At 60.5% G+C, this 26,208-nt stretch carries 20 protein-coding genes; 5 read left to right on the forward strand and 15 right to left on the reverse strand.

Annotated features, from left to right (window positions below; genetic code table 11):
- Positions 1–154 precede the first annotated feature (154 nt).
- From AC6I6H_RS05920 to AC6I6H_RS05930, 3 genes are all read right to left on the reverse strand, one after another.
- Positions 155–901, reverse strand: a complete 747-nt coding sequence (locus AC6I6H_RS05920) for a class I SAM-dependent methyltransferase (RefSeq protein WP_497952774.1) — start codon at positions 899–901, stop codon at positions 155–157.
- A 373-nt stretch (positions 902–1,274) separates the two neighbouring features.
- Positions 1,275–1,691: a hypothetical protein gene (locus AC6I6H_RS05925; protein ID WP_497952779.1), complete on the reverse strand. Its 417-nt coding sequence runs from the start codon at positions 1,689–1,691 to the stop codon at positions 1,275–1,277.
- 41 nt (positions 1,692–1,732) lie between these two features.
- On the reverse strand, positions 1,733–3,118 hold the full coding sequence (locus AC6I6H_RS05930) for an SMI1/KNR4 family protein (protein WP_497952784.1): 1,386 nt from the start codon (positions 3,116–3,118) through the stop codon (positions 1,733–1,735).
- An 892-nt stretch (positions 3,119–4,010) separates the two neighbouring features.
- Between AC6I6H_RS05930 and AC6I6H_RS05935 the strand changes: the two genes are divergently transcribed.
- On the forward strand, positions 4,011–4,664 hold the full coding sequence (locus tag AC6I6H_RS05935) for a GyrI-like domain-containing protein (protein WP_497952789.1): 654 nt from the start codon (positions 4,011–4,013) through the stop codon (positions 4,662–4,664).
- 313 nt (positions 4,665–4,977) lie between these two features.
- Entirely contained in the window at positions 4,978–5,874 is an 897-nt protein-coding gene (locus AC6I6H_RS05940; protein ID WP_497952795.1) for a hypothetical protein, read from the forward strand.
- A 65-nt stretch (positions 5,875–5,939) separates the two neighbouring features.
- Here the strand turns inward: AC6I6H_RS05940 and gnd are convergent, their stop codons facing one another.
- From gnd to AC6I6H_RS05980, 8 genes are all read right to left on the reverse strand, one after another.
- Positions 5,940–6,842, reverse strand: a complete 903-nt coding sequence (gene gnd, locus AC6I6H_RS05945) for a phosphogluconate dehydrogenase (NAD(+)-dependent, decarboxylating) (RefSeq protein WP_497952800.1) — start codon at positions 6,840–6,842, stop codon at positions 5,940–5,942.
- Positions 6,843–6,919: 77 nt separating this feature from the next.
- The gene (locus tag AC6I6H_RS05950) at positions 6,920–7,117 is read right to left on the reverse strand and encodes a hypothetical protein (RefSeq protein WP_497952804.1); all 198 of its coding nucleotides are present in this window, start codon (positions 7,115–7,117) and stop codon (positions 6,920–6,922) included.
- 224 nt (positions 7,118–7,341) lie between these two features.
- A complete protein-coding gene (locus AC6I6H_RS05955) occupies positions 7,342–8,430 on the reverse strand; it encodes an acyltransferase family protein (RefSeq protein ID WP_497952808.1) in 1,089 nt (362 codons plus the stop codon).
- A gap of 371 nt (positions 8,431–8,801) precedes the next feature.
- Positions 8,802–9,875 (reverse strand): YeiH family protein, encoded by a 1,074-nt coding sequence (locus AC6I6H_RS05960; RefSeq protein ID WP_497952813.1) that lies wholly within the window; start codon positions 9,873–9,875, stop codon positions 8,802–8,804.
- 215 nt (positions 9,876–10,090) lie between these two features.
- Entirely contained in the window at positions 10,091–11,047 is a 957-nt protein-coding gene (locus AC6I6H_RS05965) for a nucleoside hydrolase (protein WP_497952817.1), read from the reverse strand.
- 162 nt (positions 11,048–11,209) lie between these two features.
- Complete coding sequence (locus AC6I6H_RS05970) at positions 11,210–13,555, reverse strand: HNH endonuclease (protein ID WP_497952819.1); 2,346 nt, start codon at positions 13,553–13,555, stop codon at positions 11,210–11,212.
- 940 nt (positions 13,556–14,495) lie between these two features.
- Positions 14,496–15,539 (reverse strand): leucine-rich repeat domain-containing protein, encoded by a 1,044-nt coding sequence (locus AC6I6H_RS05975; protein WP_497952822.1) that lies wholly within the window; start codon positions 15,537–15,539, stop codon positions 14,496–14,498.
- Positions 15,540–15,584: 45 nt separating this feature from the next.
- Complete coding sequence (locus AC6I6H_RS05980; RefSeq protein WP_497952823.1) at positions 15,585–16,487, reverse strand: helix-turn-helix domain-containing protein; 903 nt, start codon at positions 16,485–16,487, stop codon at positions 15,585–15,587.
- Between the two features lie 240 nt (positions 16,488–16,727).
- Here AC6I6H_RS05980 and AC6I6H_RS05985 point away from each other — a divergent pair, with 240 nt between their 5' ends.
- Entirely contained in the window at positions 16,728–18,803 is a 2,076-nt protein-coding gene (locus AC6I6H_RS05985; RefSeq protein WP_497952824.1) for a glycoside hydrolase family 127 protein, read from the forward strand.
- Positions 18,804–19,231: 428 nt separating this feature from the next.
- Here AC6I6H_RS05985 and AC6I6H_RS05990 read toward each other — a convergent pair whose 3' ends face one another.
- Positions 19,232–20,200 carry a DMT family transporter gene (locus AC6I6H_RS05990; RefSeq protein ID WP_497952825.1) on the reverse strand — a complete coding sequence of 323 codons (969 nt, stop codon included), beginning with the start codon at positions 20,198–20,200 and terminating at the stop codon, positions 19,232–19,234.
- The gene (locus AC6I6H_RS05995; protein WP_497952826.1) at positions 20,200–20,859 is read right to left on the reverse strand and encodes a GntR family transcriptional regulator; all 660 of its coding nucleotides are present in this window, start codon (positions 20,857–20,859) and stop codon (positions 20,200–20,202) included. The genes AC6I6H_RS05990 and AC6I6H_RS05995 overlap by 1 nt, the downstream gene beginning before the upstream one ends.
- Before the next feature lie 343 nt (positions 20,860–21,202).
- Here AC6I6H_RS05995 and AC6I6H_RS06000 point away from each other — a divergent pair, with 343 nt between their 5' ends.
- Positions 21,203–21,928, forward strand: a complete 726-nt coding sequence (locus AC6I6H_RS06000) for a hypothetical protein (RefSeq protein WP_497952827.1) — start codon at positions 21,203–21,205, stop codon at positions 21,926–21,928.
- Between the two features lie 1,882 nt (positions 21,929–23,810).
- A complete protein-coding gene (gene srtD / locus AC6I6H_RS06005; protein ID WP_497952828.1) occupies positions 23,811–24,635 on the forward strand; it encodes a class D sortase, LPxTATN-specific in 825 nt (274 codons plus the stop codon).
- A gap of 77 nt (positions 24,636–24,712) precedes the next feature.
- Here srtD and AC6I6H_RS06010 read toward each other — a convergent pair whose 3' ends face one another.
- Positions 24,713–25,357, reverse strand: a complete 645-nt coding sequence (locus AC6I6H_RS06010) for an adenylate kinase (protein ID WP_497952829.1) — start codon at positions 25,355–25,357, stop codon at positions 24,713–24,715.
- Between the two features lie 176 nt (positions 25,358–25,533).
- Positions 25,534–26,175, reverse strand: coding sequence for a TVP38/TMEM64 family protein (locus tag AC6I6H_RS06015; RefSeq protein ID WP_497952830.1), 642 nt, complete (start codon positions 26,173–26,175; stop codon positions 25,534–25,536).
- Positions 26,176–26,208 lie beyond the last annotated feature (33 nt).

A 26,208-nucleotide genomic window follows, 5' to 3' on the forward strand; every position in this document is an offset into this window, starting at 1 on the left:
AAACAGGCAAGATAGGCCGAATTCGATTGAAAAGGAACATTCGTTTAGCGGCTGCTTCGTGCACCTATAACGGCAGCAACGTAGGGAAGCTGCAAAAAGCCAACCCTTGCCTGGGTTGGCTTTTGGTTCCGATCTGTTCAACCGGCTTCTTCCGTCATTTTTGCGCCACAATCAAAAACCGCTTCGCGTTGGTCCGGATGCCTTTGTCCGTCCGGTTCTCCCGCACAAACCGCTCCAGCACGGCAAAGTCGCCCTCCTGCTCGCCAAATCCGGGAACGGTCGGTGTATGCTTGAGCAGGAAGACCAGGTCCTCCGCTGTCGCGTAATACTCCGCCGCGTCGTATTCCATTACGTTCAGCTCGCGAAATCCGGCGTCCCGCAGCTCCGCGAGATACCGCTCCCGCAATTCGCCGTCCACCGCATCGACACGCCCGCGGCCGAAGGCATCGACAAGATTGCGCTTGTCGTGCTCGCTGACCTGCTGCGTCAGGAAGACGCCGCCCCCGGCGGTCACCCGGAACGCTTCCCGCGCCGAAAACGGCGCGTGGCGGCATGACACAACATCAAAAAATCCATCCGGGAACGCCAGCCGCTCCGAATCCATCCGCAGCACGCGCACATTGGCCTTTCCCGCTTGCCGCAGGTTTGCTTCCGCCGTCGCGAGCATTCCCTTCGACCGGTCGATGCCCACAAGCAGCAAGGCCGCGTCCGCCAGCGTGAGCAGCGCCTCCCCGCCCCCGGTGCCTATGTCCAGCAGCAGACCGGACGGCCTGCACCGCTCCCTGACCTCCTGGTAAAAGTCCCATTCCACGCCCTCCGCCTGCACTTGCAGGGAGCTGAAGTTCCACCCGTTTGCTTTTCCAACCCGTTCGTAAAAGGCTTTGTAGTCCGCCTCGTTCATCTTCTGTTCCATCCTCTCCATAAGATCGCAAAAAGCCAAAGGACCGCCCGCCGCCCCCGGCAAATCGGATGAACGCGCATCCGCCGCGCAGGAGTGGTGTTCCGGTGTCCTTTGGCTTATATCCATGCTGACAACCGGCATCATTCAAGTTCATGATTTTCTGTGCATTCAAAAGGGCAGACGGCCCCCTTGGCGGCTGGCACGCGTATTACCCAGCCCGAAAATCAGCTACCTCGAACGATGCGGAATGCCAACTTCCTTCACCTCATGGAAAAAGATTACGTCCAGTATAGACGCGAACGGGCGCGGCTGGCAAGCCTGCCGTTCGGCTCGGCTGCTTCTTACCAGCTGTCCCATCCAAACGATCTTCCGCCTACGGCCGGAAAACCACCATCAGGAGAACAAGGGCGATAGTCAGCAGCCCGAACAGCTCGAGCACATCTTGCCGGGACCACCGCCCCCGAAAAAAGACAACGGCGGGATGGGCAAGGCCGGCCGCCATAAAGAGGACGGAAAGCAGCAGACCAAAGCTGAGCGCCGCAAAAACAGGCTGTTCGGACCGGGGCAACCCGATGATAGCGACAAGCAGTATAAAGGCGGACACGATGTACAGAAGATACCGAAAAAACTTGACGACCGGCCCGGCCTTTGGGGGAGGCGCGTTTTTGACGGCTTCCCGTTCCCGGGCGTTAAGCTCCTCCAACGCACGGCGGAAGGCTTCGGGGTTTTCCTCTCGCATTTTCTGCATCTGTTTGGCATTGTAGATTCGCTGCCTTATGCTCCTTAACAAGCGGTTTCCTCCTTTTCGCTGGTAAAGGCTTCTCTTTCCTCTTAACCCGCTGCCTCCTCCAACCGTTCCAGCAGCTCCTTTGCTGCCTGGTCCGTAAACCGGAGCGCTCCGCCCCGCTCCTCGATCCAGCCTTTTTTGACGCGGTCGGCGAGCCAGTCCGTGATAAAAGCAGGCGCGTAGCCGCCCGAGCCGAATTCGCCGCCGAAGGCGATCATTTTGGGGTAGATGTCCAGATAAGCCTGGCGGTTCGTGTCCGGGTAGGTTTTGGTGTACAGCCAAAATTGCAGATCGTACATCAGCATGGAGAGGGGGTCGGCATGGAAGGCAAAATGGCCTTTTTCCTCCACGATTTTCGTGCAGACCGCCCGGATTTTCTCCTCGATGCCCGCCGTCTCCGTAACGTTCCCGCACAGCTCGGCAAGCAAAGGCGAAAACGCCCCGCTGGCCGCTTTGCGCAGGTCATCCTCTTTGTCCTCGGCGGAGGTGTCGTACACCTCATGGCTCACCAGGCCGCGGATGAACGTCTCGAAGTCTTTGGCCAGAAAGGTGATTTCGTAATCGGCCTCCTGGTCGACGTGGATAACCTCCGGCTCGCCTTCCGGTCCGCAGGCCCGGTAGTCCAGCATGACGAGGTCGTGCCCCGCTGACGGACAATCGCAGATGACAACGCCGATATCGGGGTAGCCCCACTCCTCGATCATGAACCGGCTGCCAAGCTCGCCGCAAAGCGAATAGGCTTTGTCCCGTCCGATGCCCAGGATACCGTCGATCGCAATGTGATCCTCCGCCCAGGAGGTCGGTTCGTCGGTCGGGAAGCAGGTATCCACCGGGATGCCGCCGTTGTGCTGCTTCATCAGCCAGATGTAAGAGGCGGGCAGCTTGTAGCCCAGCTCTTCCTCGACCGAAGCGATCAGCTCGTCGGAGGGCGGCGGAGAGACATAGGACTTGAGCGCGTACGCGCTGTCGTCCCAGAAGCCCGTAAAATCGAAGCCGTCAAAAGGCGGCCCCGCCGGGCCGGGGGTAGTCGCTCTTTCCAGCTCCCGCTTGTAGGAGGCTGCCAGCAGCCGGAGCTGACGCTCCGCCTTGCGGCGGCTCCACAGCAGAAAGGTTTCGGTATCCTCGTCGCCGGGGTCCAGCTCGTCGGACCGGGCGAACGCCTTCGCCGCTTCTTCATACTGCTTCATGTGATAGTAAGCATATCCCGCCCGGAAGTGCCAAACGGGGTCGTTCCGTCCCTCTTCTTCGATCCGGCGCAGCTGCTCCAGCGCTTCCTCGTACCGTTCCAGGTTATTCAAAGCCCTCGCCAGCTGCCCCGTCAGTTCATAACCCCTTTCGGAAGCCGGAATGGCTTCGATGGCGTCAACGATGCTCTGAAATTCATCCGCTTCGTGCCAGCGGGCCAGCTTTGCGAGAAGTTCGTGGATCATGGTCTTCAGCCTCCAGGGTTGAGCGCGCTCATCCGTTTTTTATCTATTCTACCAGAACGGCAAATCAGAACAAAAGAAAAGCCCGGCCGCCGAGGCGGGCCGGATGGCCCCAGATTGTCGAGAAACCCGGATCATTTTAATAATCATGGGTTTCTTTTGCGTTTGCCACCGTTGTAAAGGGGAAAAACGAGGGGATTATTCCGTTTGTCCCGGCGATCCTGGCGGGTCGCCAGCTTCTTCATGTTCTGTACGGCTACCGTCATCAGAGCCCCTCCGTTTGCCTTGCCCACCCTTCCTTTTGCTTCTGCTTTCTTGGCTGAAAATTGCTAAGTAGGGGGCACAAGTTAACGATGACCGGGGAGAGAAGGCAAATAGGTGCACAACGACACTTATTTCCGATGGTTTCTCGGTCCCATCGCGAAATAATTTCATACACGCACTTATTTCTAAGTAAAGAAGCAATAAGGGGAGAAAATGGGAGAAATAATTGCCTTTTTGCACTTATTCGATCGAAAATAGCCGATAAAGGGGTGATTAGTTGCTTTTTTGCACTTCCTGCTCCACCTGCAAGCGCGAACCCCTCTGGTTATTGGGAATTTCGCCCCCGCACCCTTTTGCCGATAGACGCTCATCACCTTGTCGTTCTATCTTTTCCAAACTATGATGCCGGAGACACTAGGCTCCGAAACCAGCGGCGGGGCAAGTTGGTTTGGGTTCCCCGCTCCAATTGATTTTCGGAACGAGTGCCGTCGAAATGGTCAAAGGTTATCGAGACTTTCTCGACAGCCCGAGCCCGTCCGCCGAGGCGGCCGGGCTGCTTGGATCATCCGGTAAACCGGACAGCCAGATGACCGATTTCGTTTGCTATGCTGGTGTCAAACGGAGGTGCCGCATGAAACATGAATGGTCCAAACACGAAAAAAACCTTTATCTGCCCGGTTCCGCGCCTGTCCAATTGACCGTACCCCCACTGCAATACTTCATGATCGATGGAGAAGGAGACCCGAACGAGGCCGGCTTTTCGCGACGTATTACCGCGCTGTACACCCTCTCCTACACGCTCAAAATGATGCTCAAAAAAGGCCCGTCTTTCGAAGGCTACACGGATTACACCGTTTACCCGCTCGAAGGGGTCTGGAGCTTCAACGAACGGGCGCTTGCGCGGGCGGCCGCCGGAGAGGAGCTGGACCCGCTTAAGGATAAGAAGGAGCTGGCCTATACGCTGATGGTCCGCCAGCCGGATTTTGTACAGCCGGATATGGTTTCCGCCGCTCTGGCCTCTGCCCGCAAGAAAAAGCCGGAGCTGCCTTTGACGGACGTCCGGTTCGCATCGCTGGAAGAAGGGCTTTGCGTGCAAGCGCTGCATGTCGGCCCCTATGACGACGAGCCCGCCAGCTTTGCGCGGATCGCCGCTTTTTGCGAGGAGCATCAACTGGTCCGCACCACGCGGGTGCATCGGGAAATTTACCTGTCGAACCCCGAGCGAACAGCCCCGGCCAAAAGAAAAACCGTTCTGCGGGTGAAGGTGACATCTGCCAAAGCGTAAAGCTCGACCGGGTATGGGGCAATAATTGAACATGCAGCGCGGCAACATCAAACGTGACGTTAAAAACACGGAAACGCGCAGGAGAAGCGGGCTGGAGGAACCCCTCCGTATCCCGCTTTTTGCGTGCAGCGAAAAAAACCTCGTTCACGGATATTCTATTTATTTGAATCGCAACTATTTTAATGCAAAACTAGTCTTACTAGATACAGGGAAACGACCAGCTAGGGCGGGATTACGGATGTGTGTAATCGTATTTGATTCGTTCTCCACCTTGCAGAATCCGTCCTCCCTCTCATAACGAAGGAGCCATGACATGAAGACACGCAGAGGAGTTATTCTGGTCTTGACGGTTTTCTTTCTCGTATCAGGAGGGTGTTCGACGGACCCCAAGCAAGACAGAGTCGGCGGTGAAACCGCCGCTGGCAGCGAACCCGCCGCGCTGGCAACGGCAACCGATCCGCCTTCTCCCCCCCAGGTCGCGCTTCCTAAAGGCTACACGCCGGCGGCGGTACAATCCGCTTTGGAGGCCTATATTAACCTGCGTCTGTGGCTGTACCCGGACAAAACGGAAGGCGCAGGCACAAACGGCTTTGAACCTTTTATCGGGCAACCGCTTGAAATTGAGCTGCGTCTCTACGCCGGACCGGATGACCAAAGAAAGCTCTATGGCTATACGCATAAAGCCAAAGGGCTGCTTCCCTTTGCTCTTTTGAGCGGAACCGTCTACGCCACCGGAGAAGTGTCCAAAGACAGCGGGGCCGAATGGCCGGGAGATCATTATGCGAGAGCGGGCACGGTCAGCGTCCGAGTTCCCGAACCGCATCGGCCGAACTATGGCTCCTCCCCCCGAAAGGACAACATGGTCGCCGCTGCCAAGGCACGCGCCGCATTCCTCTGCCAGGATCAAAATGCGGGATCGGAACGGGAGATTTGGCAGGATTCCAAGGTCTACCTCCAGGATTTTTTTGAATACGAGACCGGCACCGCGATCTGGATTCTCCGGCCGGATGACTATGCCTGGTATGCGCCCGTGGCATTTGAAGAACAAAACAGCGTGATAACGGCTGCCAGCGTAAAGGGATTCGGAGTGGAAAAGATTCATTCCCTCGACTTTTATGACCAAGGCCGATTCATGTTTGAACGCGCGGTCAGCGACTCCATCGCCCAATACACCTGCACCGACGGCAAACTTACGGAGACGAAAAAGTGAAAACCCGAGCGGGGCGGTGGTTCATCTGGCCCGCGCGGGTTTTCGTTTACGGCCGATTAATCTGCTCAGGCTTCTTCGCTCTTCTCCACCGCATGACCGCCGAACTCACCGCGCAGAGCGGCGACTACCTTGCCGGTGAAGCTGTCGGCGTCAAGCGACCGGTAGCGCATGAGAAGCGACATGGCGATCACGGGCGTCGCCGCTTGCAGGTCGAGCGCTTCCTCCACGGTCCATTTTCCTTCGCCAGAGGAGTGCATGACGCCTTTTATGCCTTCCAGCTTCGCATCTTTGGCAAAAGCGTTTTCCGTCAGATCCATCAGCCACGACCGGATGACGGAGCCGTTGCTCCACACCCGGGCGACCTTTTCGTAATCGAAGTCGTACGAGCTTTTCTCCAGCACCTCGAAGCCTTCCCCGATGGCCGCCATCATGCCGTATTCGATGCCGTTGTGCACCATTTTGAGGTAGTGGCCGCTGCCTGCCGGGCCTGCGTACAGATACCCCTTGTCCACGGCCGTGTCGCGGAACACCGGCTCCACGACCGCCCAGGCTTCCGGGTCGCCGCCTACCATGTAGCAGGCTCCTTGCCGGGCTCCGTCCATGCCGCCCGAGGTGCCCGCGTCTACAAAGCGGATGCCCGACTCCCGCAGCCGGTTGTACCGCGCCACCGATTCCTTGTAATGCGAGTTCCCGGCGTCGATGACGATGTCCCCTTCGGCCAGCAGCGGCGCCAGCTGGTCCAAAAGCGTGTCCACCACCGCATGCGGAATCATCAGCCAAACCACCTTGGGGGACGGAAGCAGAGTGAGCAGGTCCGGAATGGACGAAGCCCCCTCGGCCCCATAGGCGGCCAGCTCCTCCACCGCTGCCGTGTTCAAATCGAAAGCCGCCACCTCATGGCCGTGGTCGATCATGTTTTTGCCGAGGTTCAGTCCCATTTTGCCCAAGCCGATCAAGCCGATTTTCATAGTCGCCTACCTCCCGTACGGTGTCGGTGTTTTTGTCGCCCAGCCTTTTTTTCATGTGCGGTCACAATCGGTTCACTCTAGAAGGGAAGCTCCAGACTGCTGCGAAGATTCAGGTACTCCAGAAAAGCGGGTACGGCAAAAACCAAAACCAGGCCAAGAAACGTTAGAAGAATAAATTTGCCCTTTTGGCGTCCCTCTCTTAATAACCATACCCCATGGACAATCAAATACAACCCGATCACCATGGCGATAATGCCGTATAGCTGATGTCGCATGGCGTTCTGCGCGATGGTGCTGCCGATACCGGTTAATTCCGCGGTTCCGCCTCCTTTTCATTTGGAATTCCTTTGGCGATGTTCCATCTTTTATCCTATCATATTTTTGACGAAGTCTATCGCTCCCCACGCGCAAAAAAGCTTCCCGTCTGCATAGACGAGAAGCTTTTGGCTCTTACCCGGGGCCGCCTTCACAGCTGTCCCCTTTGGCGCACAGCCGACGGTTACCCCTCGCGGGCAACGCCGCTTACGGGCAAAGGCACGGGCGGATTGGTCCGCTTGGTGCGAATGCCGTTCAGGAAAAAGCGCACGACCGGCGTCCGTTTGACGACGTACCCGACGGCGAGCGAGAACGCCACGCCCCAGACGGTGGCCGGAAGCCAATGGATGTCGATGGTGCCGAACGCTACCTTGTAAGCCGTTTGCAGGAGAAACAGCGCCAGTCCGAGGTGGAAAATCAGCACGTTCAGCGATTCCCGTCCGATGTAGGTAAAAACTTTTTCAAACAGCCGCCAGGGGGCGAGCAAACGGACCGCCTGCAGCGCCAGGACACTGCCCCCGAGCCCGCCCAGGTAAAACAATACCGGGTTATGCCCGTACATCCGTTGAGCCATGTCGACCACGCCGTTCCAATACGCCGCCGCGCCGTAAAATACGGCTGCAAGCGCCAGCAGCCAGCCCGGAAAAACAAACCCGTTAAACAGGTTCATCCGCCGGAGGCGGTAGCCCGTAAACAGGAACAGTTGCGCCGTCATCGCAATATCAAGCCCCCAGGGGAACGCGACGAAACGGCCCAGGTAAAAGCCGGCCAGGCTGACGGCCGCGAAAAAGACGGTTTGGCGAAGCACCGGCCATTCAGCGGCGAGGCGCAGCCCCGCCCAGAACACCAGCTCGGCGCAAAACAGCGTCACCAAAAACCATAAGGCATAGTTTATGTACAAATCCGGCGCGTACCCGTACAAGGCCGGGTAGATCGGTTCGAGCACCGAAGGTCCGCTTTTCAGCAAACCGGGGTTGCGAACCACCCACAGCGCATAGAAAAGGACGCAAGCGGACAAATACGGAACGGCCAGCCGCCAGAACCGGCTGACCAGCAGGCTTTTGACGTCATTCGCATACCGGTGGTAGCTGAACAAAAAGCCGGACACCAGAAAAAACAGCGGCACCCGGAACGTCTTGAGCACCTCGTTCAGCCAGAGGGGCATGGCCGCGTGGCCCATCACGACCAGCGTTATGGTAATCCCGCGCACAATATCGATTTCCTTGATCCGTTTGCCGGCTTTGGCCGGCATTTTTACAGCTATGGCTCCCATTCCGCACCGCCTTTTTGTTTTCTCCCCTTTTTTCTCGTTTTTCTCTCTCTAGGTCTTTTTGCGTCTCGACAGGATAAATTTTCATGCCGGTTTTCATAAACCGGTACAGCAAAGAAACCGGCGCAGCGACTAGGGTAATAACCCTCCCGCTTGTCCGTTGAAACGCAAGTTTACCATAATCCCTTCTTGAGAACCAGTCCAAATAATAAAAATGAGGCCCGGGCTTTAAAAGGGAGCGAACGGCGGCATGCGAATGGACCCAGCAAAAAGCCCGGCGGACTGAGGCTAATCCACCGGGCGGATTTTGACGGAATAAGACTCCTTCCCCAGGAAATGAGAACGAGTTCTTTGTCTTTTGGCGGGCTGCCTGCCTAGAAAAGGCCGGACCACCGGATCATGACATAGCCGAACGCGGAGAGCAGCAGCGATCCGATCGCTCCGGCGGCAAGCGGCTTCAGCCCGAACCGGCGGAACGCCGCAACGTTCACATTCAGGCCGATGGCTGCCATGGCCATGGCGATGAGCAGGTAAGCGGCGGTGACGGCGGCGGTGGCCGCCGCTTCCGGCACCAGCCCGAGCGTATGGATGCCGCTTGCCGCAAGAAACCCCAGGATGAACCAGGGGATGGGCACGCGGCGGCGGGAAGGAGGCGTATCGTGCCGGCCTTCCGCGTCATCCCCGTCGCAGCTGGGACGCCGGTTCGCCAAATGCCCGGCCAGGACGGCGACCGGCACCAGCAGCGCCACCCGGGTCAGCTTGACGGCGAGCGCCAGGTCAAGCGCCTCCCGGCCAACCGGCGCCGCGGCCGCTACCGCATGCGCCACTTCGTGAAGCGTGGCGCCCGCCCAAATGCCGAAATCGCCGCCGCTCAAGCCAAGCACCGGGAACAGCAGGGTGTAAAGCAGGGTAAAAATGGTGCCGAGCAGTGCGATCGTCCCCGCTCCGATGGCGGTTTTCTCGTCCGAGGCCTTGATTTGCGGCGCAATGGCCACGACGGCGGCCGCCCCGCATATGGCGGTGCCGCATGCGGTGAGCAGGGCAAGACCGCGGTCTACTTTGAAGCGCCGGGCCAGGCCGTAAACAACGGGCAGCGCGAAGGCGACGCAGCCCGCCGCCAGCGCGGGAACGGCCGGCCCCGCACGGACAATGTCCCCCAGATTCAACCGCATGCCAAGCAAAATGATGCCCGCGCGGAGCAGCTTTTGGCTGGAGAAGGCGATTCCCGCCGCCGTATCCGTACCGGCCGGGAAGCCCCGGACGGCACGCCACGCGACACCCGCGATCATGGCCAGCACCAGCTGGCCGAGCACGCCGGCATACGGCAGCCCGGATGCCGCTTTGGCGAACAGCGCCAGCAGCAGGGTTAACCCGATCCCGCGCAGGAAACCGCCCGTGTTCTTCCATCCGGTTCTTTTTCGCACCGCCGCTGTAATCGTCAGGCCCATTTTTCCGTCTCCTTTTCGGACTTTTCTCCGTCTAATCTTGTGCTTTCACTATAGGGCCGGAAGAACGAAAACGGAAATTCCGATTGATGATCCATTCCATAAGAAGCGCTTATGTCAGGTTGGCGGTTAATAGGGAGGCGGAAAACGGCACGGCAAAAAGGCCCCGGAAGCGGATGCTTCCGAAGGCCCCGAGAGCCTGCAGGCGGGGAACGCAATTAAAATACGGACAGGAATTGGCCGACGGCCCGCTCCGCATTCACGCCGACGCACACTTCGATGTCATGGCCGACGCGCGGAATGGCGCGCAAATCCGCCACGACCATGCCGCTGGTCAGCTCGCCTGCGCATTCGACGCTCGCTTTCATTTGGCGGTAGGTCACCAGCTCCGGATGAACGGCTACCATGAGCGCCAAGGGATCGTGGAGCGGGGCCGCCTCAAAAAACAGGTTGGTCCGGGCGTAAAAACCGAAATAGTGCTCCAGCGACGCCTTCATAAACGACGCGATGGCGCGGTTTTCCGGGCGTGCCGTGCGTTCCAGGGACGCCGCCTGCTCGCGGGTAATGCGGGTTTGCAGCGTAACGTCCAGCCCGACCAGCAGCAGCGGAACACCGGACGCAAACACGCGCTCGGCCGCTTCCGGGTCGCCCCAGAAGTTGGCCTCCGCCACCGGCGTGACGTTGCCCGGCGCGTGGACCGCGCCGCCCATGACGACAACCTTTTTGAGCTTTGCGGCCAGCCCGGGATCGGCTTCGAGGGCAAGCGCCAGGTTGGTCAGCCGCCCGAGGGTAACAAGCACGAGCTCCCCGGAATGCTCCTCCGCTTTGCGGAGCAGGAACGATACCGCGTTTTCGGCGGCGGCCTGCTGCGGCGAAGGCGGAAGCTTGACGTCTCCGATACCGTTTGCCCCATGCACATGAACGGTAAATTCTCCGCGCGGCCGCTTCAGGGGGCGGTCGGCCCCTTGCACCACGGGAATGGCATAACCGGGCTGCGCCAGATGCAAAAGCCGCAGCGTGTTTTCCGTGGCCTGCTCCACGCTTGTGTTTCCGAAGCCGGTGGTGATGCCTTCCACATGAATACGCGGCGACCGCACGGCGTATAAAATCGCCAGCGCGTCGTCGATACCCGTGTCGGCGTCGATGATCATTCGGGTTTGGTGCGGGGTTTGCATGGTCGTCTCCTCTTTTCTCTGGCGGCATTCCTTGCTTGTGGCACGAACAAAGGCCGAATGGATCAGCCCAAACGGAAGCCGTCCCCCGGAAGGGACGGCGGAATGGCGGATTTGATTGCGAAGTCTTTTTTCGGTTTCTTCAGGAAGGATGATGAAGCGGTTTTAATGCCCGGCTTCGATGAACTCGTCCAGATCCCGGTCCGCTTTTGACTGGTTGCACAGGTTGCAGGCGCATACGCAGTTGACCGGCGTCGTATGGCCGCCTTTGGCCCGGGGAAGCAGGTGGTCGATTGTGTCCCCGTATTCGCCGCAGAAGAAGCAGGTGTATTTGTCCCGCGTCAAAATATAACGGCGAAAATCGCGCGTGGTGTACAACCGGCGGATGGTGTGCCGGTTGACGACGATGGCGGCCAATTCGTTGACGAGGGTATGCGCCATCTCCGGCTCGATCTCCTGATACCAGCCCCGGCCTTTCTCCGTCCGGCCGCGCATCCGGATAATGCCGGCGCTGGTTGGCCGAAGCACGGAGGCGTCGAACGGATCGGGCTTGGACGGGTCGGCCTGCGTCCGGTGCAGGTGATGGTGCTTGCGCATGTACGCTTTTTCCTCTTCGCGGACGGGCAGGGTTCCGTGCGGTTCGCCTTTTGCAAAGCGGCCGGCCGCTGCGGCCGCTTGCCCCGCACTGCGGCGGCGCTTGCGGGCGCGTTTGCGCTTGCGCTTCTTGGCCGGGGCGGCGGCCACTTCCGCGGCCAGCTCGGCCGGCGCCAAAGCGGCCGCGATCCGGGCGACGCCGCCGGGCTCGTCCGCGCGGCTGTAGCCCGGCGCCGGCGGGGTCTGCGCCGGAGCGGATGCCGCCGGCTCGGGCAGCGCCGCCTGCTGCGGGGGAGCGTCCGGCGCGGCACCGGCGGAGCCGCGCTTGCGGCGGCGCTTGCGTTTGCGCTTGGCGGGCTGCTGCTCCGCCAGCAGGCGCGCTTGCGCCGCCTCGACCTCCTCCTCCGTCAGCGTGCGGACGGAAGGAACGGTGCCCGCCGGGACCGTGGAGCCAAGCACATGGCGCGGCGAAGCCGCCGCCGGTGCGGCCCCCGGGTCAACGGGGGGAGGCGTACGCTCCGGCGTAGAAGGCGATGCTTGCGCCTCCGGCGGCGCGGACGCGGCTTTCTTCTTCCGCCGACGCTTTTTCTTCGGCTGCGCCGCCGTTTCACCGTCGCCGTCGCCTCCTGCCGCTTCCGCTGCCTCAAAAATTGGCTCCTTCCGCTCGGCAGCCGCCTCAGCCGCTTCGCCAATTAGCTCCGTCGGTTCGGCGGCTGCCGTCGCTTCCGACAGCGCTTCGGTGAGCGCGGCTTTCTTCTTCCGCCGACGCTTTTTCTTCGGCTGCGCTGCCGTTTCACCGTCGCCGTCGCCTCCTGCCGCTTCCGCTGCCTCGGGCGGCTCGATGGCTGCCTCAGCCGCTTCGCCAATTGGCTCCGTCGGTTCGGCGGCTGCCGTCGCTTCCGACAGCGCTTCGGTAAGCGCGGCTTTCTTCTTCCGCCGACGCTTTTTCTTCGGCTGCGCTGCCGCTACGCCGTCGCCGTCTGCTCCTGCCGCTTCCGCTGCCTCGGGCGGCTCGATGGCTGCCTCAGCCGCTTCGCCAATTGGCTCCGTCGGTTCGGCGGCTGCCGTCGCTTCCGATAGCGCTTCGGCGAGCGCGGCTTTCTTCTTCCGCCGACGCTTTTTCTTCGGCTGCGCTGCCGCTACGCCGTCGCCGTCTGCTCCTGCCGCTTCCGCTGCCTCAAAAATTGGCTCCTTCGGCTCGGCAGTCGCCTCAGCCGCTTCGCCAATTGGCTCCGTCGGTTCGGCGGCTGCCGTCGCTTCCGACAGCGCTTCGGCGAGCGCGGCTTTCTTCTTCCGCCGACGCTTTTTCTTCGGCTGCGCCGCCGTATCGCCGTCGTCGCCGTCCACTCCCGCCGCTTCCGCTGCCTCAAAAATTGGCTCCTTCATCTCGGCAGCCGCCTCGGGCGCTTCAGCTCCCGCATGCGGCGCAAGTTGAGCCCTCAGCGTACCTGCGGGAGCCGTTACCGGCTCAACCGCTTGTTCGCGCCTTGCGTCTGCGTCCGTCTCCGCTGATTCAGCCGCCGCAGCAACCCGCTTTCGCTTCGTTACCCTTCCCGGCCCTGGCGCATCCGTAGCGGACGCGGATACGCTATCCTTGGCCGCCCCCGGCTGCTTTGCTCCGCCTATCTCCGGCCGCGGCTTGCCGGCTTCCATCGCCCCCCCGGCTTTTACCTGGCCTTGGTTGGCAGACGGGTTGGTTTTTTTCACCGGCTTCGGATCAGGCCAGATCACACGGCGCGGTGCTTCGTCCACAGCGGCCGCCGTCTCGCCGACGCTCCCAAGGCGGCGGCAATCCGCGCAAACCGCGTCTTCGCGGCGGGCACCGCCTTTTCCGTTTTTGTCCGCATCTGCCGACGCCGGTTTGCTCTCGCCGCATACGGCGCACCTTTTCCTGTCCACTTGTTGGTTTCGGTCCATGAAATCGCTTGGAGCGTGAGTGCTCCGCCCGTTGTCACCTCATATTTCCCGGGAAACTCCCTTTTTCCTATCATACCCTAAACGGCTCCGGAAGGAAAAACGTTCCGACTTCCATACCAAGCCGGTTCCCCGCTAACTTCCCATTTTTTGTAAAAACGATATACCCTTTTAGTCTCCCGCTGAAAGTCAAAATTCAACTTGCTGTGCAAGGTTCGGCGTTATCCCTGGTGTCCCATCCGCCGTGGTTGTTTTCTCTGGTCCCGTTTGCTTAGCATCCACCCTGTTGCCAATGTTCCCGTAGTTGAGAAAAGGAGCGGCTGGGAGAAGCCGTTGGGAGCGAGCGGTTGGGCGGATCAGGCAAGCGATTACCAGCGAACAGAGTGCAATTAAGTGCGGAGCGGCACCTATTTTCCTTAGATTCCCGTTCCATCGCGAAATAAGGACATACACGCAACTATTTCCCTCAAAAGAAGCGATTTCTAGAGAAAACGGACGAAATAAGTGCCTTTCTGCATCTATTCGGTCCAAAACAGCAGATATCGGTAGAATTAGTTGCCTTTTTGCACTTCTTGGCCATCCTTCGTATGGGAGGCTCTCTGAAAAGTCGGGATTTCGGGTCTTCGCCGCTACATGTGGGAGGCTCTCTCAAAACACGGAGTTTCGGATCTTCGCCGCCCCTTTGCCGGCAGACAACCCCGGAGCTTCTTTTTCAAACTGCGATACTGGATGGGGCACTATAGCACACTTATTCCGCTACTTTCCTGCTGTTCTTGCCCCGCTTTTGGGCATCGCCACATCCTGTCTTCGCTCCGGCATCGGCCCGCCAGGCAGCAATCCGCCGGGCTGCATCGCCACATCTTGTCTTTTACCGCTCTGACACCCGCCCGCCAGGCAGCAATCCCCTTCTCCGTCCCGCTCGCCCGTGCCACGCCCGCCCGGTTCAGAACTCTGCCTCCTCCCAAGTCCAGGGGAACGCATTCATGCTGAAATTGCTTATCTCCAGCCGTTTCAGACGGGAAACACCGGCCGGGACTCCGGTCAGCAGATTGTTGGACAAATCCAAACTCCTGAGCTTGGGGAGCTCCCAAAGCTCTTCCGGGAGCTCCGCGATACCCGTATACGATAGGCGGAAATACTCCAGCTTCTGCAAACCACCGATCTCGCGCGGCAGCCGGCGGAACGACAGTGCTTCCTTCGGAAGGAGCGGCGGTGCGGGAGCGGCCCCGTAATAGCTGCCGCAGCACACCGTAAGCGCCTTCAGGTTTTGCAGCTTCCCGATATCCGCCGGCAGCTCCTCCAAATCCCAGAGGTACAGGGTCAGCTCCTCCAGCTCTTGCAACTCAAACAAAACGGCCGGAAGCCGCCGCACCCCCGGTTCAAACACCTCCAAACGGCGCAGCGACCGCAGCCGGCCGATATCGGCGGGCAGTTCTTCGATCCAAAACCCAGCCAGATGCAGCTCCTCCGCCTGATGATGCAGCGCATCCGCCCAAAACGCCCCGAATTCCTTGTTGAACGCCCCCTGCAAAAACAATCCCGGGATTGCCGCCGCCAACCGCTTTGCTTCGTCTTCCCCGATCTCTATTGCGCCCATCGTTTCATGGGCAATGGTAACGATCCACGGATGCCCGCTTGCATCCAGAAAAGACAGGTCCTCCGGCCGATGCGGAAACCGCCACTCGTACAGGCGGTCCGCCGCTTTTTGGAGCACGCCGGCGCTGCCCGGCGCGCACCGGTAGTAGTTAATCGTTCCGCCTTCGGTGTACGCAATGGGATTTCCCCCCCTTACAGACTCTACCGTTTCCGTCCGTTCCCGGTAAGGCTCAAGCTGTTCCAGAACCCTCCAATAACCCCGGTCCGGCCCCCAGCCCGTTCTCTCTTTTTCCGTCCGGTCGGCCAACATAAACAGAGCCGAACGCTCGCAGGCATACTCAATAAAGCGGCGGTACGCTTCCCGTTTCGGTTCGTTGTATATTTTGATCATGACGCTTGCTCCCCTTTTGCAGGCTGTCCCCGGCTTTGACTGCCATTACCCGTTGTTCAGATGCAGGTTGTAAAAGGCTCTCCGGTATTCGCCGGGCGTCAGATTTTCGTATCGTTTAAACAGGCGCATAAAATACTTTTCATCGCGGAAGCCGACGCTTTCGGCAATGTCCCGGATGCTGCCGCCGCTGCGGGTAAGCAGCTCCTTGGCCCGCTCCAGCCGCAAAAGATGAATGTACTCCTGAACCGGCCGCCCGGTCTTCCGCTTGAACAGCCGCGAAAGGTAATCTTTGTTGTAGCCGAAGCGTTCCGCAAGGACGGCCACCGAAATATCCTCCGCCGCGTGCAGCCGGACCCATTCCATGATTTCCGGCAGCACGGCATCCGCCGGCCCCCGCGTGCTTCCGCCCGCCCGTTCGGCAGCCAGCGTTTGCTCCGAGAGCTCGATCAAAAGCGAAGTGGCGGCATACCCCGCCGCCGCCCGGACCGAATAAGGCGAGTGAGCGACGTGCTGAAGCTGCTTGAACAGGATGCGCGTCCGCTCCAGCTCGGGCGGTTCAAAAAAGAACGGCAGCCGAACCGTCATGTCCTCCCCCTCCGGCATTCCGGCCGGGTCCGATGAGCAGCGGATGATGCCCCCGGCTTCGGTGTGGTCCTCCAAAATCTCCGAGTCCCCCCGGGGCAAAAAATGAAACCAGTAAAACGCCGCCCCCGCCTCGCTTTCCCGCGTTCCCCGGTGCATCCGGTCCGGCGGAAGCAGCAGCACACAACCCGGCCGCACCTCGTACTCCTCGCCGCCCTGCTCCAGATAAACGCTTTTTTCGACGCCGATGATGACCTCCCAGGAATCGATGACCCGCCGGGCGTGAATCCAAGTCTGCTCCGATACAAAATACCCGCAGGACACAAATTCGACCGGCTGGCGGATGTCCGCTCGAAAATACTTCATTTTCGCTCCCCTTTTGACTCGATTCGGTTTGGTGCCGGCTTGCTATGGCTGCCCGGTCCGGGGAATCCGCCCGCGTCTGCCGGACTCCGTTCATCTGGTCGGTATTGTCCACCGAATATGCCAGCCCCGCTACTTACAAGCGCCCGCAGCGATGATAAGATGGCCTTGTACGGGACACCGGGTTGTTTCGGTTCCGTCCACTTTCTTTCATTATACCACAGACCCGAAAAGGAGACCGTTATGAGCAAAACGCCCGTATCGAAGCAGAGCCGGCCGGAACCGCCCGACCTGCGGCAGGTGAAGATTCAGGATGCTTTTTGGACGCCCCGGCAAAAAAACGTGTCCGGCACGGTGCTTCCCTACCAATGGGACGCGCTGAACGACGCGATTCCGGGAGCGGAGCCGAGCCATACCATTGAGAACTTCCGCCTTGCAGCCGGAGAAGCGGAAGGCGAGTTCTATGGCATGGTCTTTCAGGACAGCGATCTCGGAAAATGGCTGGAAACCGTCGGCTTCGCCCTGGCCAATGAGCCGAATCCGGAGCTGGAAGCGATTGCGGACGAGCTGATCGCCCTGCTCGGGCGGGCGCAGCGGCCGGACGGTTATTTGAATACGTTTTATACGGTAAAAGAGCCGGGGGGCCGCTGGACCAACCTGCGCGACAACCACGAGCTGTACTGCGCCGGGCATCTGATGGAAGCCGGTGTGGCCTATTACGAAGCGACCGGCAAAAGGGCCGTTCTCGATATCATGTGTCGTTATGCGGATTATATCGGAACCGTTTTCGGCAAGGGCCCCGGACAAAAACACGGCTATGACGGCCACCCGGAAATCGAGCTGGCGCTGGTCAAGCTGTACCGGGCGACCGGCGAGGAGAAGTATCTGGAGCTGAGCCGCTATTTTGTGGACGAACGGGGACGCGAGCCGCATTTCTTCGACCAGGAAGCGGACGACCGGGGCGAATCCCGGGCGCAGCACTGGTGGGGCTCCAAGTACGACTACTTCCAGGCGCATCTTCCGGTGCGCGAGCAAACCACTGCGGAAGGCCACGCCGTCCGCGCCGTATACCTGTACAGCGCCATGGCCGATCTGGCCGCCGAATACGGAGACGAATCGCTCGCGGAGGCGTGCCGCCTGCTGTGGGAGGATGTCACCGAGCGCAAAATGTACGTCACCGGAGGCATCGGCTCCTCCTCGCACGGCGAGCGCTTCACCGTGCCGTACGACCTCCCCGGCGAACGGGCTTATGCCGAAACCTGCGCCTCCATCGGCCTCATGTTCTGGGCCAGCCGGATGCTGCGGCTGGAGCCCCACCGCCGCTACGCCGACGTGATGGAGCTGGCGCTGTACAACGGGGTCCTTTCCGGCATCTCGCTGGACGGAAAAAAGTATTTTTACGTCAACCCGCTGGAGGTTTGGCCGGACACGGCCCATTTCCGCCACGACATGGACGCGGTGAAAACGACCCGCCAGCCCTGGTTCGGCTGTGCCTGCTGCCCGCCGAACATCGCCCGGCTGATCGCCTCGCTCGGCCAGTATATCTATTCGCTTGACCGGAGCGACGACTCGCTTTACGTTCACCTCTACATTAGCGGCGAGCTGGACACGGAGCTTGACGGCCGGCCGGTCCGGCTGCGCCAGGAATCCAACTATCCGTGGGACGGGCGCATCCGGCTGGAAGTGCAGGCGGCGGAAAATGGCGGTAAAACGCACGGGAACAGCGAAACAGAACCGGAAGCGGCTGCCGGAGGAGAAAACGGCGGTTTGGCTTCCGCCGGCGGTCCGGAAGCGGATCATAACCTCGGCGTCTTCACCCTCGCGCTGCGGGTGCCCGGCTGGTGCAGGCAGGCTTCCGTTACGGTCAACGGAGAGGAAACGCCTCTCTCTCCGGTTGAAGGCGGCTACTTGAAGCTGCGCCGGGAATGGATGGACGGCGACGTCGTCGAGCTTTCTCTGGACATGCCGGTGGAACGGGTACGGGCGCATCCCTTCGTGCGGGATGCGGCGGGAAAAGTCGCCCTTCAGCGCGGACCGGTGGTGTACTGCCTGGAGGAAGCGGATAACGGGGCCAATCTGTCCGCCATCACCCTCCCGGACGAGGCTCCGGTGGCGGCCCATTTCGACCCGGATCTGCTGGGCGGGGTCACCGTACTGACCGGCGAGGCGCTGCGCGCCGCCCCGGCGGACAGTGCAAGCGGAGCGCTTTATCGTACGCAGGCGCCAGAGCAAAAGCCCTTGTTGTTCCAAGCGGTGCCTTACTTCGCCTGGTGCAACCGCGAGCCCGGCGAGATGACCGTCTGGATTCGCAGCCGGTAAAAGGGAGCCAGTTTACGGGTTAAAAAGTGCGGAAAGGACGCAAGCATTGGGCTTGCGTCCTTTTTTGCGCAGCCGGCGGACTGTGGAACAGCAGGCGGGTGTTGGGCGGCGAACCGGATGCGGGACATAGGGGCAGGCGTTAGAGGCGGACTGGATGCAGAGCACTTGGGGCAGGCGTCAGCCGGCGGACCGGATGCGGGAAACCGTTAATCAAGCTATGTAAGTCGTTTGCCGGATGACCTTACCGTTGCGGCAGCTGAAGAACGTTGTCCCTTTGCCCGCCGCTTTTTCTTCGCCCGTTTCTTTCATCCGCTATACTTCCTCTGCTGCTGCAGCTGCTCCCTCGCTAGCCATTCACTCCTCAGCTTTTCCAGTTGCTCCCTCGCCAGCCATTCACTCCTCAGCTGCTCCGGTTGCTCCTTCATCCGCTATTCCCCGGCAGCAGCCGCTTTTTTCATCCGGGCCGGGGAAAGCGACTGCACGCTGTGCAGAATCATCCCCCCGATGACCAGCCCCATGCCCGCCCATGCCAGCGGCGAAGGGTAGGCTCCCAGCAGCGCGGCTTCAGCCAGCACAGTGAACAGCACCTCCCCGGATTGCGTCGCCTCGACGGCGGCCATCTTGGCCATATCCGTGCGCACCAGCTCCGTTGCGCGGAAAAACAGGCCCGTGGCCACAATGCCGGACAGCACCGCCACCACAACCGATTGCAGCGTCTGGCTGGAGGAAGGAGGCCCATGCTTGACGAGCGCAACGGCGGAAAGCGCGATCCAGACCGGGAGGCTGGCGATGGTCATGCCGAGCACCCGCTGAAAGGTATCCAGCCGGCCGCCGCAGACCTCCATCATCTTCCGGTTCCCCAGCGGATAGGCGAACGCCGCCGCAAGCACCGGGAGAATGCCCAGGAGCAGCGTACCCGCCGGCACGCTCTGGGCCTGTTCGGCCTGCATGACCGCCACTCCGGCGAGAATGACCAGCGAAACGGCCAGGCCCCCGAGCGGGATGGCTTTGCGCTGCCGCTGCATCCCGCCCGCCCCCGCCCCGGATTCGTAAAATAGCGGCACCAGAAGCGTCCCCGCCACAATTGTGACCTGCCAGGTGCCCGCGACTAGCCAGGCGGGCGCATACGCGGACGCAAACGCCAGAGGCGCATAAAACAGCCCGAACCCAATGCAGCTCCAAAGAAGCCACGGCCCGGGCGCGCGGCGCATCTCCGCGAAAAGCGGGCGGATGCCGCCCTTCCGGGCCACAAGCAGCCAAAGCAGCGGCAGCATGAACAGGTAGCGCAGCGAAGCGCTCCACAGCCAGCTTCCGCCGGTCAGCGACATGGAGCGGTTCAGTACAAACGAAGAAGCAAAAAAGAAAGCCGCTGCAACCCCCAGTATGATCGGCCGCATCAGTCCGCCCCCCTCTCGCCCCCGCTTAACAGCCACTCTCCGAGCGAGCTCCAGTTTTCCTCCGTTAACCGGGCCGCCTCCTCCGCGTCCGAAGCCCGGCAGGCCCCGATAATCCTCCGGTGCTGCTCAAAGGACTGCACGCGCCGCTTGGACCGGAATTGGGCGATCTCCAAGCGCACGATCTTATGCTCGACCCGGTCAAGCGCCAGCAGCAGGGCGGGGTTTTGTGCGGCCAGCAGCAGCGTCCGGTGAAAAGCGGCGTCCGCTTCGATCGTCGTCAATGCATCTTCTTCCTGAAAAGCGGCGCGGAACGCTTCGTTTTGCTCCTCCAGACGGTCCAGGTCGGCAGCCGTCAGCCGGGGAACGGCCAGGCGGACCGCCAGCGCATGCAGCGCAGCCACGACCGGAAACGCGTCACCGGCGGCCTTCGGATCAAGCGGCGCGACCTTTGTCGCGACGCCGGGCACCGATTCGACCAGCCCCTCGTCCTCCAGCCGTTTCATCGCCTCGCGCACCGGCGTCCGGCTTACGCCGAAGCGGGCGGCCAGCTCCATGTCGTTCAGCCGTTCACCGGGCGCGAACTCCATCAGCAAAATCATTTTTTTGAGCGTCCGATAAACTTCGTCCCGCAGGGAGGAGCGGGAAATGGGTAGAATCATCGTTTTTTTCATGCTCCCAGTATGCAATATATTGCATTTTATCGCAAGCAGGACACTTTTAATTTTTGCGGCTTCTGTTAGGGTTCACACTCCCTATTAAGCCCCCCCTTCGCCGAATCTCTCTTCTATCAATTTTTCAAGTTCAATCTTAGTTGCTTTTCCGGCCAAAGAAAGACTATTCGCGGCACCGCCTCTGGTGGTAACATAAGGTAATCTGAATTACGGTCGGGCTTTTCGTATGGCTTTCTCGGAGGCGAACGGGTAATTGGGCCGCAGCGGCCGATTGGCTGCATTCCTTCGATTTTTCCGACTGCCAGCTGCCGCCAAAAGGAGCGCATGGGCGATGCTTTATAATGTTGGGGCTACTTGTTTGATGCTGGGGCTTCTGCTCGGGGCCGGTTATTTGATTTTCGGCCGATTGGAGGTGAAGCCGGAGACGCTCCGGCGGCTGCTTTTCGGCATCAGCATTGCCGGTGTCTTATTGTTTGCCGCGGGCCATTCCAAATGGAACCGTCATGCCCAGATGGAGCAAGCTTTGCATGCGCATGAGCCGGTTGCGGCGCTTTTGCGGGCCGACCCGGATGCCGGGCTGCGCTGGGAGAATGTGCGGCATGGCGAGCATGGCCGCCGTTACGAAATTTTTATGCTGGGCGAAACACAGCTTGTCGCTGTCGTGGAGGCGAAGTATCTCCCTTTTCTCTGGCTGCCGGCTTACCGGATTGTTTCGCTTTACGAGGAAAGCCGCCTCAACATGGACCTTAGCTCGCTTCTTATGCAGGGAGTTGCAGGATTCAGAAAAGACGATCTCTTAACAGGAAAGAGCACAGTCGAACCGGCGTGGATGCGGTTATCGGTCACGCTGTCCGGGCCCCAAGACATCCGGCGGGACGAAGCCGTGTCTTACCTGAACCGGTATTTGGCGGAGCTGGATCGCTGGGTCGAGGGCGGTGTCGGCGCGGCATTGCGGCCTTACCGCTTCACATTTTCTTATCGCAACTGGGAGACGGACGACATACGGTGGACGGCGGTAAAAGAGACGGGAGAAGACGCGTTCGTGTGGGAAGAGTGACGTCGCGTGACGTCGAATAAACGGCAGCTTACGAGACGGATTCACGGCTACTTTGAGGCTACTGTTGAGGCTACTGTTGAGGCTACTGTTGCGGCAACGGTTACGGCTATGCTTAGAGATATAATATATACTTAGGGATAGGATATACATAGGCTATATATAGGGCTATGCTTAGGGATACGCTTAGGGATATACATAGGGCTATGCTTAGGGCTATACATATATATACTAAGGAATATACATGGAGATATACGTGTGGCTATACTTAGGAATATACACAGAGCTACACTTAGGGCTACTTACGGCAGCTGTTGCGGCACGCTGGCCCTCCCCTCGTTCTAACGGTTGCCACAGAGGCTATTTGCTGAAAAAACGGCCTTTTTCAAATGTAACGGTTGCCACAGGGCTTATTCAGGGAAAAAGAGGCCATTCCGGCCCAAAAACAAGGCAATAAGCTCCATGGCAACCGTTAGAATTTTTCAACGCTCATTTTTGCTTCATTAAGCTCTGTGGCAACCGTTAGACAGGTCTCGCCTTTTTGCGTGCGAAGACAACAAGCCGGCTAGGCTTTAAGCCGTCAGTAAGGTTAACGATGGCGATCAATCGGGCGGACGGCTCTGCGGTTGCGGGATTTTTCGTTGTCCATGCATATGATTTCTTGTTTATGATGGTTCGCTGCGGCGCCTGAGAGAAAAGTTGTTCTTTCCGACGAACATTCGTTGAAGGAGAACAACTTTTCTGCTTTTCACCCAGTAATAATTTCTATATAATGGGATTATGTTCATTATAACGAACGGTCCTCCTTTAACATCTCATGTTGCCAAAATAGCAAGACCCCTTTGCCGTGATCTTGCGGGGAGCCCGCCGCGGCTGATTTCGGATTTGATCTGACGGGAAGGGAACGATGGCGGTGCGTAAAAAAATGCGGGCTTATGCAATCGGCGGCTACAGCCTGGTCCTTTTGACCGGGCTGTTTTGGCATGTGCGCGGAGCAAGCGCGGAGGAGACGGTGCGGCTTCAGATCAGCACGGCGCCGAGTTCTTTTTTGAATGCGGATAACATGAGTCCGGGGGATCGGGTAACCTCAACGCTTAAGGTGGTTAACGCGGGCGAAACGGATTTTGCTTATCAGGTCGCTTCCCGGCTGGAATCGGGCGATCCGAGCTTGTTTGCGCTGCTGCGGGTAAGCGTCAAGGACGGCGAAAGGGTCGTTTATGAAGGAAGCCTGCGCGAACTGGAGCAGGATGTTACGGTCGGCCAGCTGGACAAAAGGGCCGAGGACCGGCTCGACTTCTCCGTCCTCTTCCCGCCGGAGGCGGGGAACGAGTATCAGGAAAAGCAGGCGGTCGTTGCCTTCGACTTTACCGCCGTTGCCGACGAACAGCCCGAGCCTTCGCCCGGCGGCTCTGCTACGCCTTCGCCCGGCGGCTCCGCCACGCCCTCGCCCGGCGGCTCCGCTACGCCTTCGCCCGGTGGCTCCGCTACGCCTACGCCCGGCGGCTCCGCTACGCCTTCGCCCGGCGGCTCCGCCACANACCCTCGCCCGGCGGCTCCGCTACGCCTTCGCCCGGTGGCTCCGCCTCGCCTTCGCCAGGCGGCTCCGCCACACCCTCGCCCGGCGGCGCTTCCTCATCGCCGGACGGAACGCCCGGGCCGGGCGCCGGCACCGCCGTCTCCCCGGACGGCGGAATCGTCACGGTCGACGAGGACGGCGTCCCGCTTGGCGGACCGGCGGCTGAGACGCCGGAAGGAAGCGCCCTGCCGGACACCGCGACACCGTGGGTGAATCTGGCGATTGGCGGCGCACTCGTCTCCATCGTCTGCCTGATTGTCATCCGCCGTAGCAAACGGCCGTCATAAACACCGCAGGGAGGACGCAAGCATGAGCCGTCGCCGCTCCACTCTGCACCATACGGCAAAGGTGCTGCTGCTCGTTTCGCTTGGCGTGACGGCTTACGCCCTGTTCCAGATGCTCGCGGCCCCGTACCGCGCCGAACGCGCGCTGACGGAGTGGGAGCGGATCAAGCAGGAAGCCGCCGCAGCGCCGGAGCACGCGCAGCAGCCGTCAGAAGCCCGGCACTTGGCCCGGTTTGACCTCGGCTATCCGCCGAGTGCGCTCTTCCGCCTCGCACTTCCGGCCGGTGCGCCGGGCATCGGTGCGTCAGCCCCGGGCCCGCCGCAGCTATTTGAAGCGGCGCGCCCTGCCGATGAAACGCCGCTGCCGCCCGGATTCGCGGAAGAAGCCCGATTCCCCGCAGGAGCGGGCGGCGGCTTCCGCGAAGGAGCTGTCATCGGCGAGCTGTATTTGCCCCGGCTGGACAAACGCATGGCCCTGCTGGAAGGAACCGGTCACGCGCAGCTGGCCGCCGGGGCGGGGCATGCCCCCGGCACCGCGGCACCAGGTGCCCAAGGCAGCAGTGTCATCGCCGGCCACCGGGATACCGTGTTCCGGGGGCTCGGCAAGCTTGAGCCGGACGACACCGTCGAAGTGGAAACGGTCCGGGGCCGGTTTGTCTACCGGATAACGGGAAGCCGGATCGTCGACGGCGGAGACCGGCTGGCAATCCGGGACAGCGGGGAAGCCAGCCTCACCCTGGTGACCTGCTACCCGTTCCGGTACGTCGGGTCCGCCCCCAAGCGCTACCTGCTGACTGCCGTCTTGACCGACGCCAACCCCCCCGCCGATTCAACCGGCGGGGGCACCTGACCAAACGAACGCTCCGCTTCGCGCAACCATTCGTCCTTTTGCCAATCCTGCTCCCAACCATACCGCCCGCTCGCAGGTCAGCTTTTCAGCGTTTGCAAAATGGCTTCCGTTACTTTCGTCACCGGGAGCAGCCCGTTGACCCGGTGCAGCACCCCGCGATCCGCATAAAACCGCGCCAGCTGCCGGGTCAGCTCCCCGTTGACGCGCAGGCGCTCTTTTACCGTTTCCTCCCGGTCATCCTCGCGCTGGTGCAGCGCTTCTCCGCATGTGTCACAGGTATCCGCTTTACGGGGCGGCTTCTCGACCACGTGGTAGATGGCCCCGCAGCCGGCGCACGTCCGTCGGCCCGTAAGCCGCGCCAGCAAAACAGCCTCGTCCGTCTCCAGGAGCACCGCCTTGTCAATGCCGCGTCCTTTCGCCTCCAGGTCATATTCCAGCGCTTCCGCCTGAATAAGGTTACGGGGAAAGCCGTCGAGCAGGAAGCCCTTTTGGCAATCCCGGTCCTCCAGCCGGTCCAGCGCCAGGCCAATCGTCACCTCGTCCGGCACCAGCTCCCCCGCCGTCATATACTGATGAGCCAGCAGCCCAAGCTCGGTCTGCTCCTTGCAGGCTTTGCGGAAAAGATCGCCCGTCGAGATATGCGGCAGTCCCGCCGCCTCCGCGATTCTTGCCGCCTGCGTGCCCTTGCCCGATCCGGGCAGCCCCAGCAAAACAATGTTCATCCTTCGTTCCTCCCCGTTCCTTATGCTGTTCTCCGACAGGTTTGCCCTCGCAAGCCTTATACCCCCGCGTCAAGAAAAAGAAAGCCGACTCTGCGCCAGAGCAGCTCCCGGCACCCTACGCAACTCCGCATCAGCCGAAAAACCCCGGCAAATCCCGCCGGGGTGGTCCACGCACGTTATCTTCCTTCGTCCGCGCCGATGCCGCCGCTTCTCGTTTTTCCCGGCCGCTCGCGCGTAAAATACGCCTCGATCTTCTTGCTGGCCCAAAGCGAAAGCAAAACGAACAGCAGCACGTAAACCAGCTCGTACGGACGCTCCGCAAACCGCTCCAGCTCCGAGCCGATGTAGGAAATGGCCATCACCATAATCGCTTTGCCGAACATGAGGGCAATCAGAAAAGACCGCAGCTTCATCCGGGCGATGGCGGCGGCGATGTTGATCACCACGAACGGCCCGACCGGAAACAGACTCAGCAAGAAGACATAGCTGAATGCGTTGCGGCGAATCCAGACCAGGCTTTTCTCCACCCGCGGCTTTGCCGCCCACCGTTCAATAAACCGGGCCGACGCCGCTTTGCGCACCAGCAGGAAGGTCGTCGCGCAGCCGGCCACAAGCCCCAGCCACGAGTAAAAGAACCCCGGCCACAGCCCGTAAACGGCCGCGTTCAGTCCGACAAGCACGATGGTGGGCAGCGGCGGAACAAACGACTTCAAAAAGGTCAGAAAAATGCCCGGCAATGGCCCGAACGACCGGTATTTCTCCAGAAGGTTGCGCAAATCCTCCTCCGTAAAGGAGGCCAAAAGGGCCGCCAAGCTCATGCAAACGCCTCTTTTCCGTGATCATTCCGCCGC

Source organism: Gorillibacterium sp. sgz306347 (assembly GCF_059735245.1).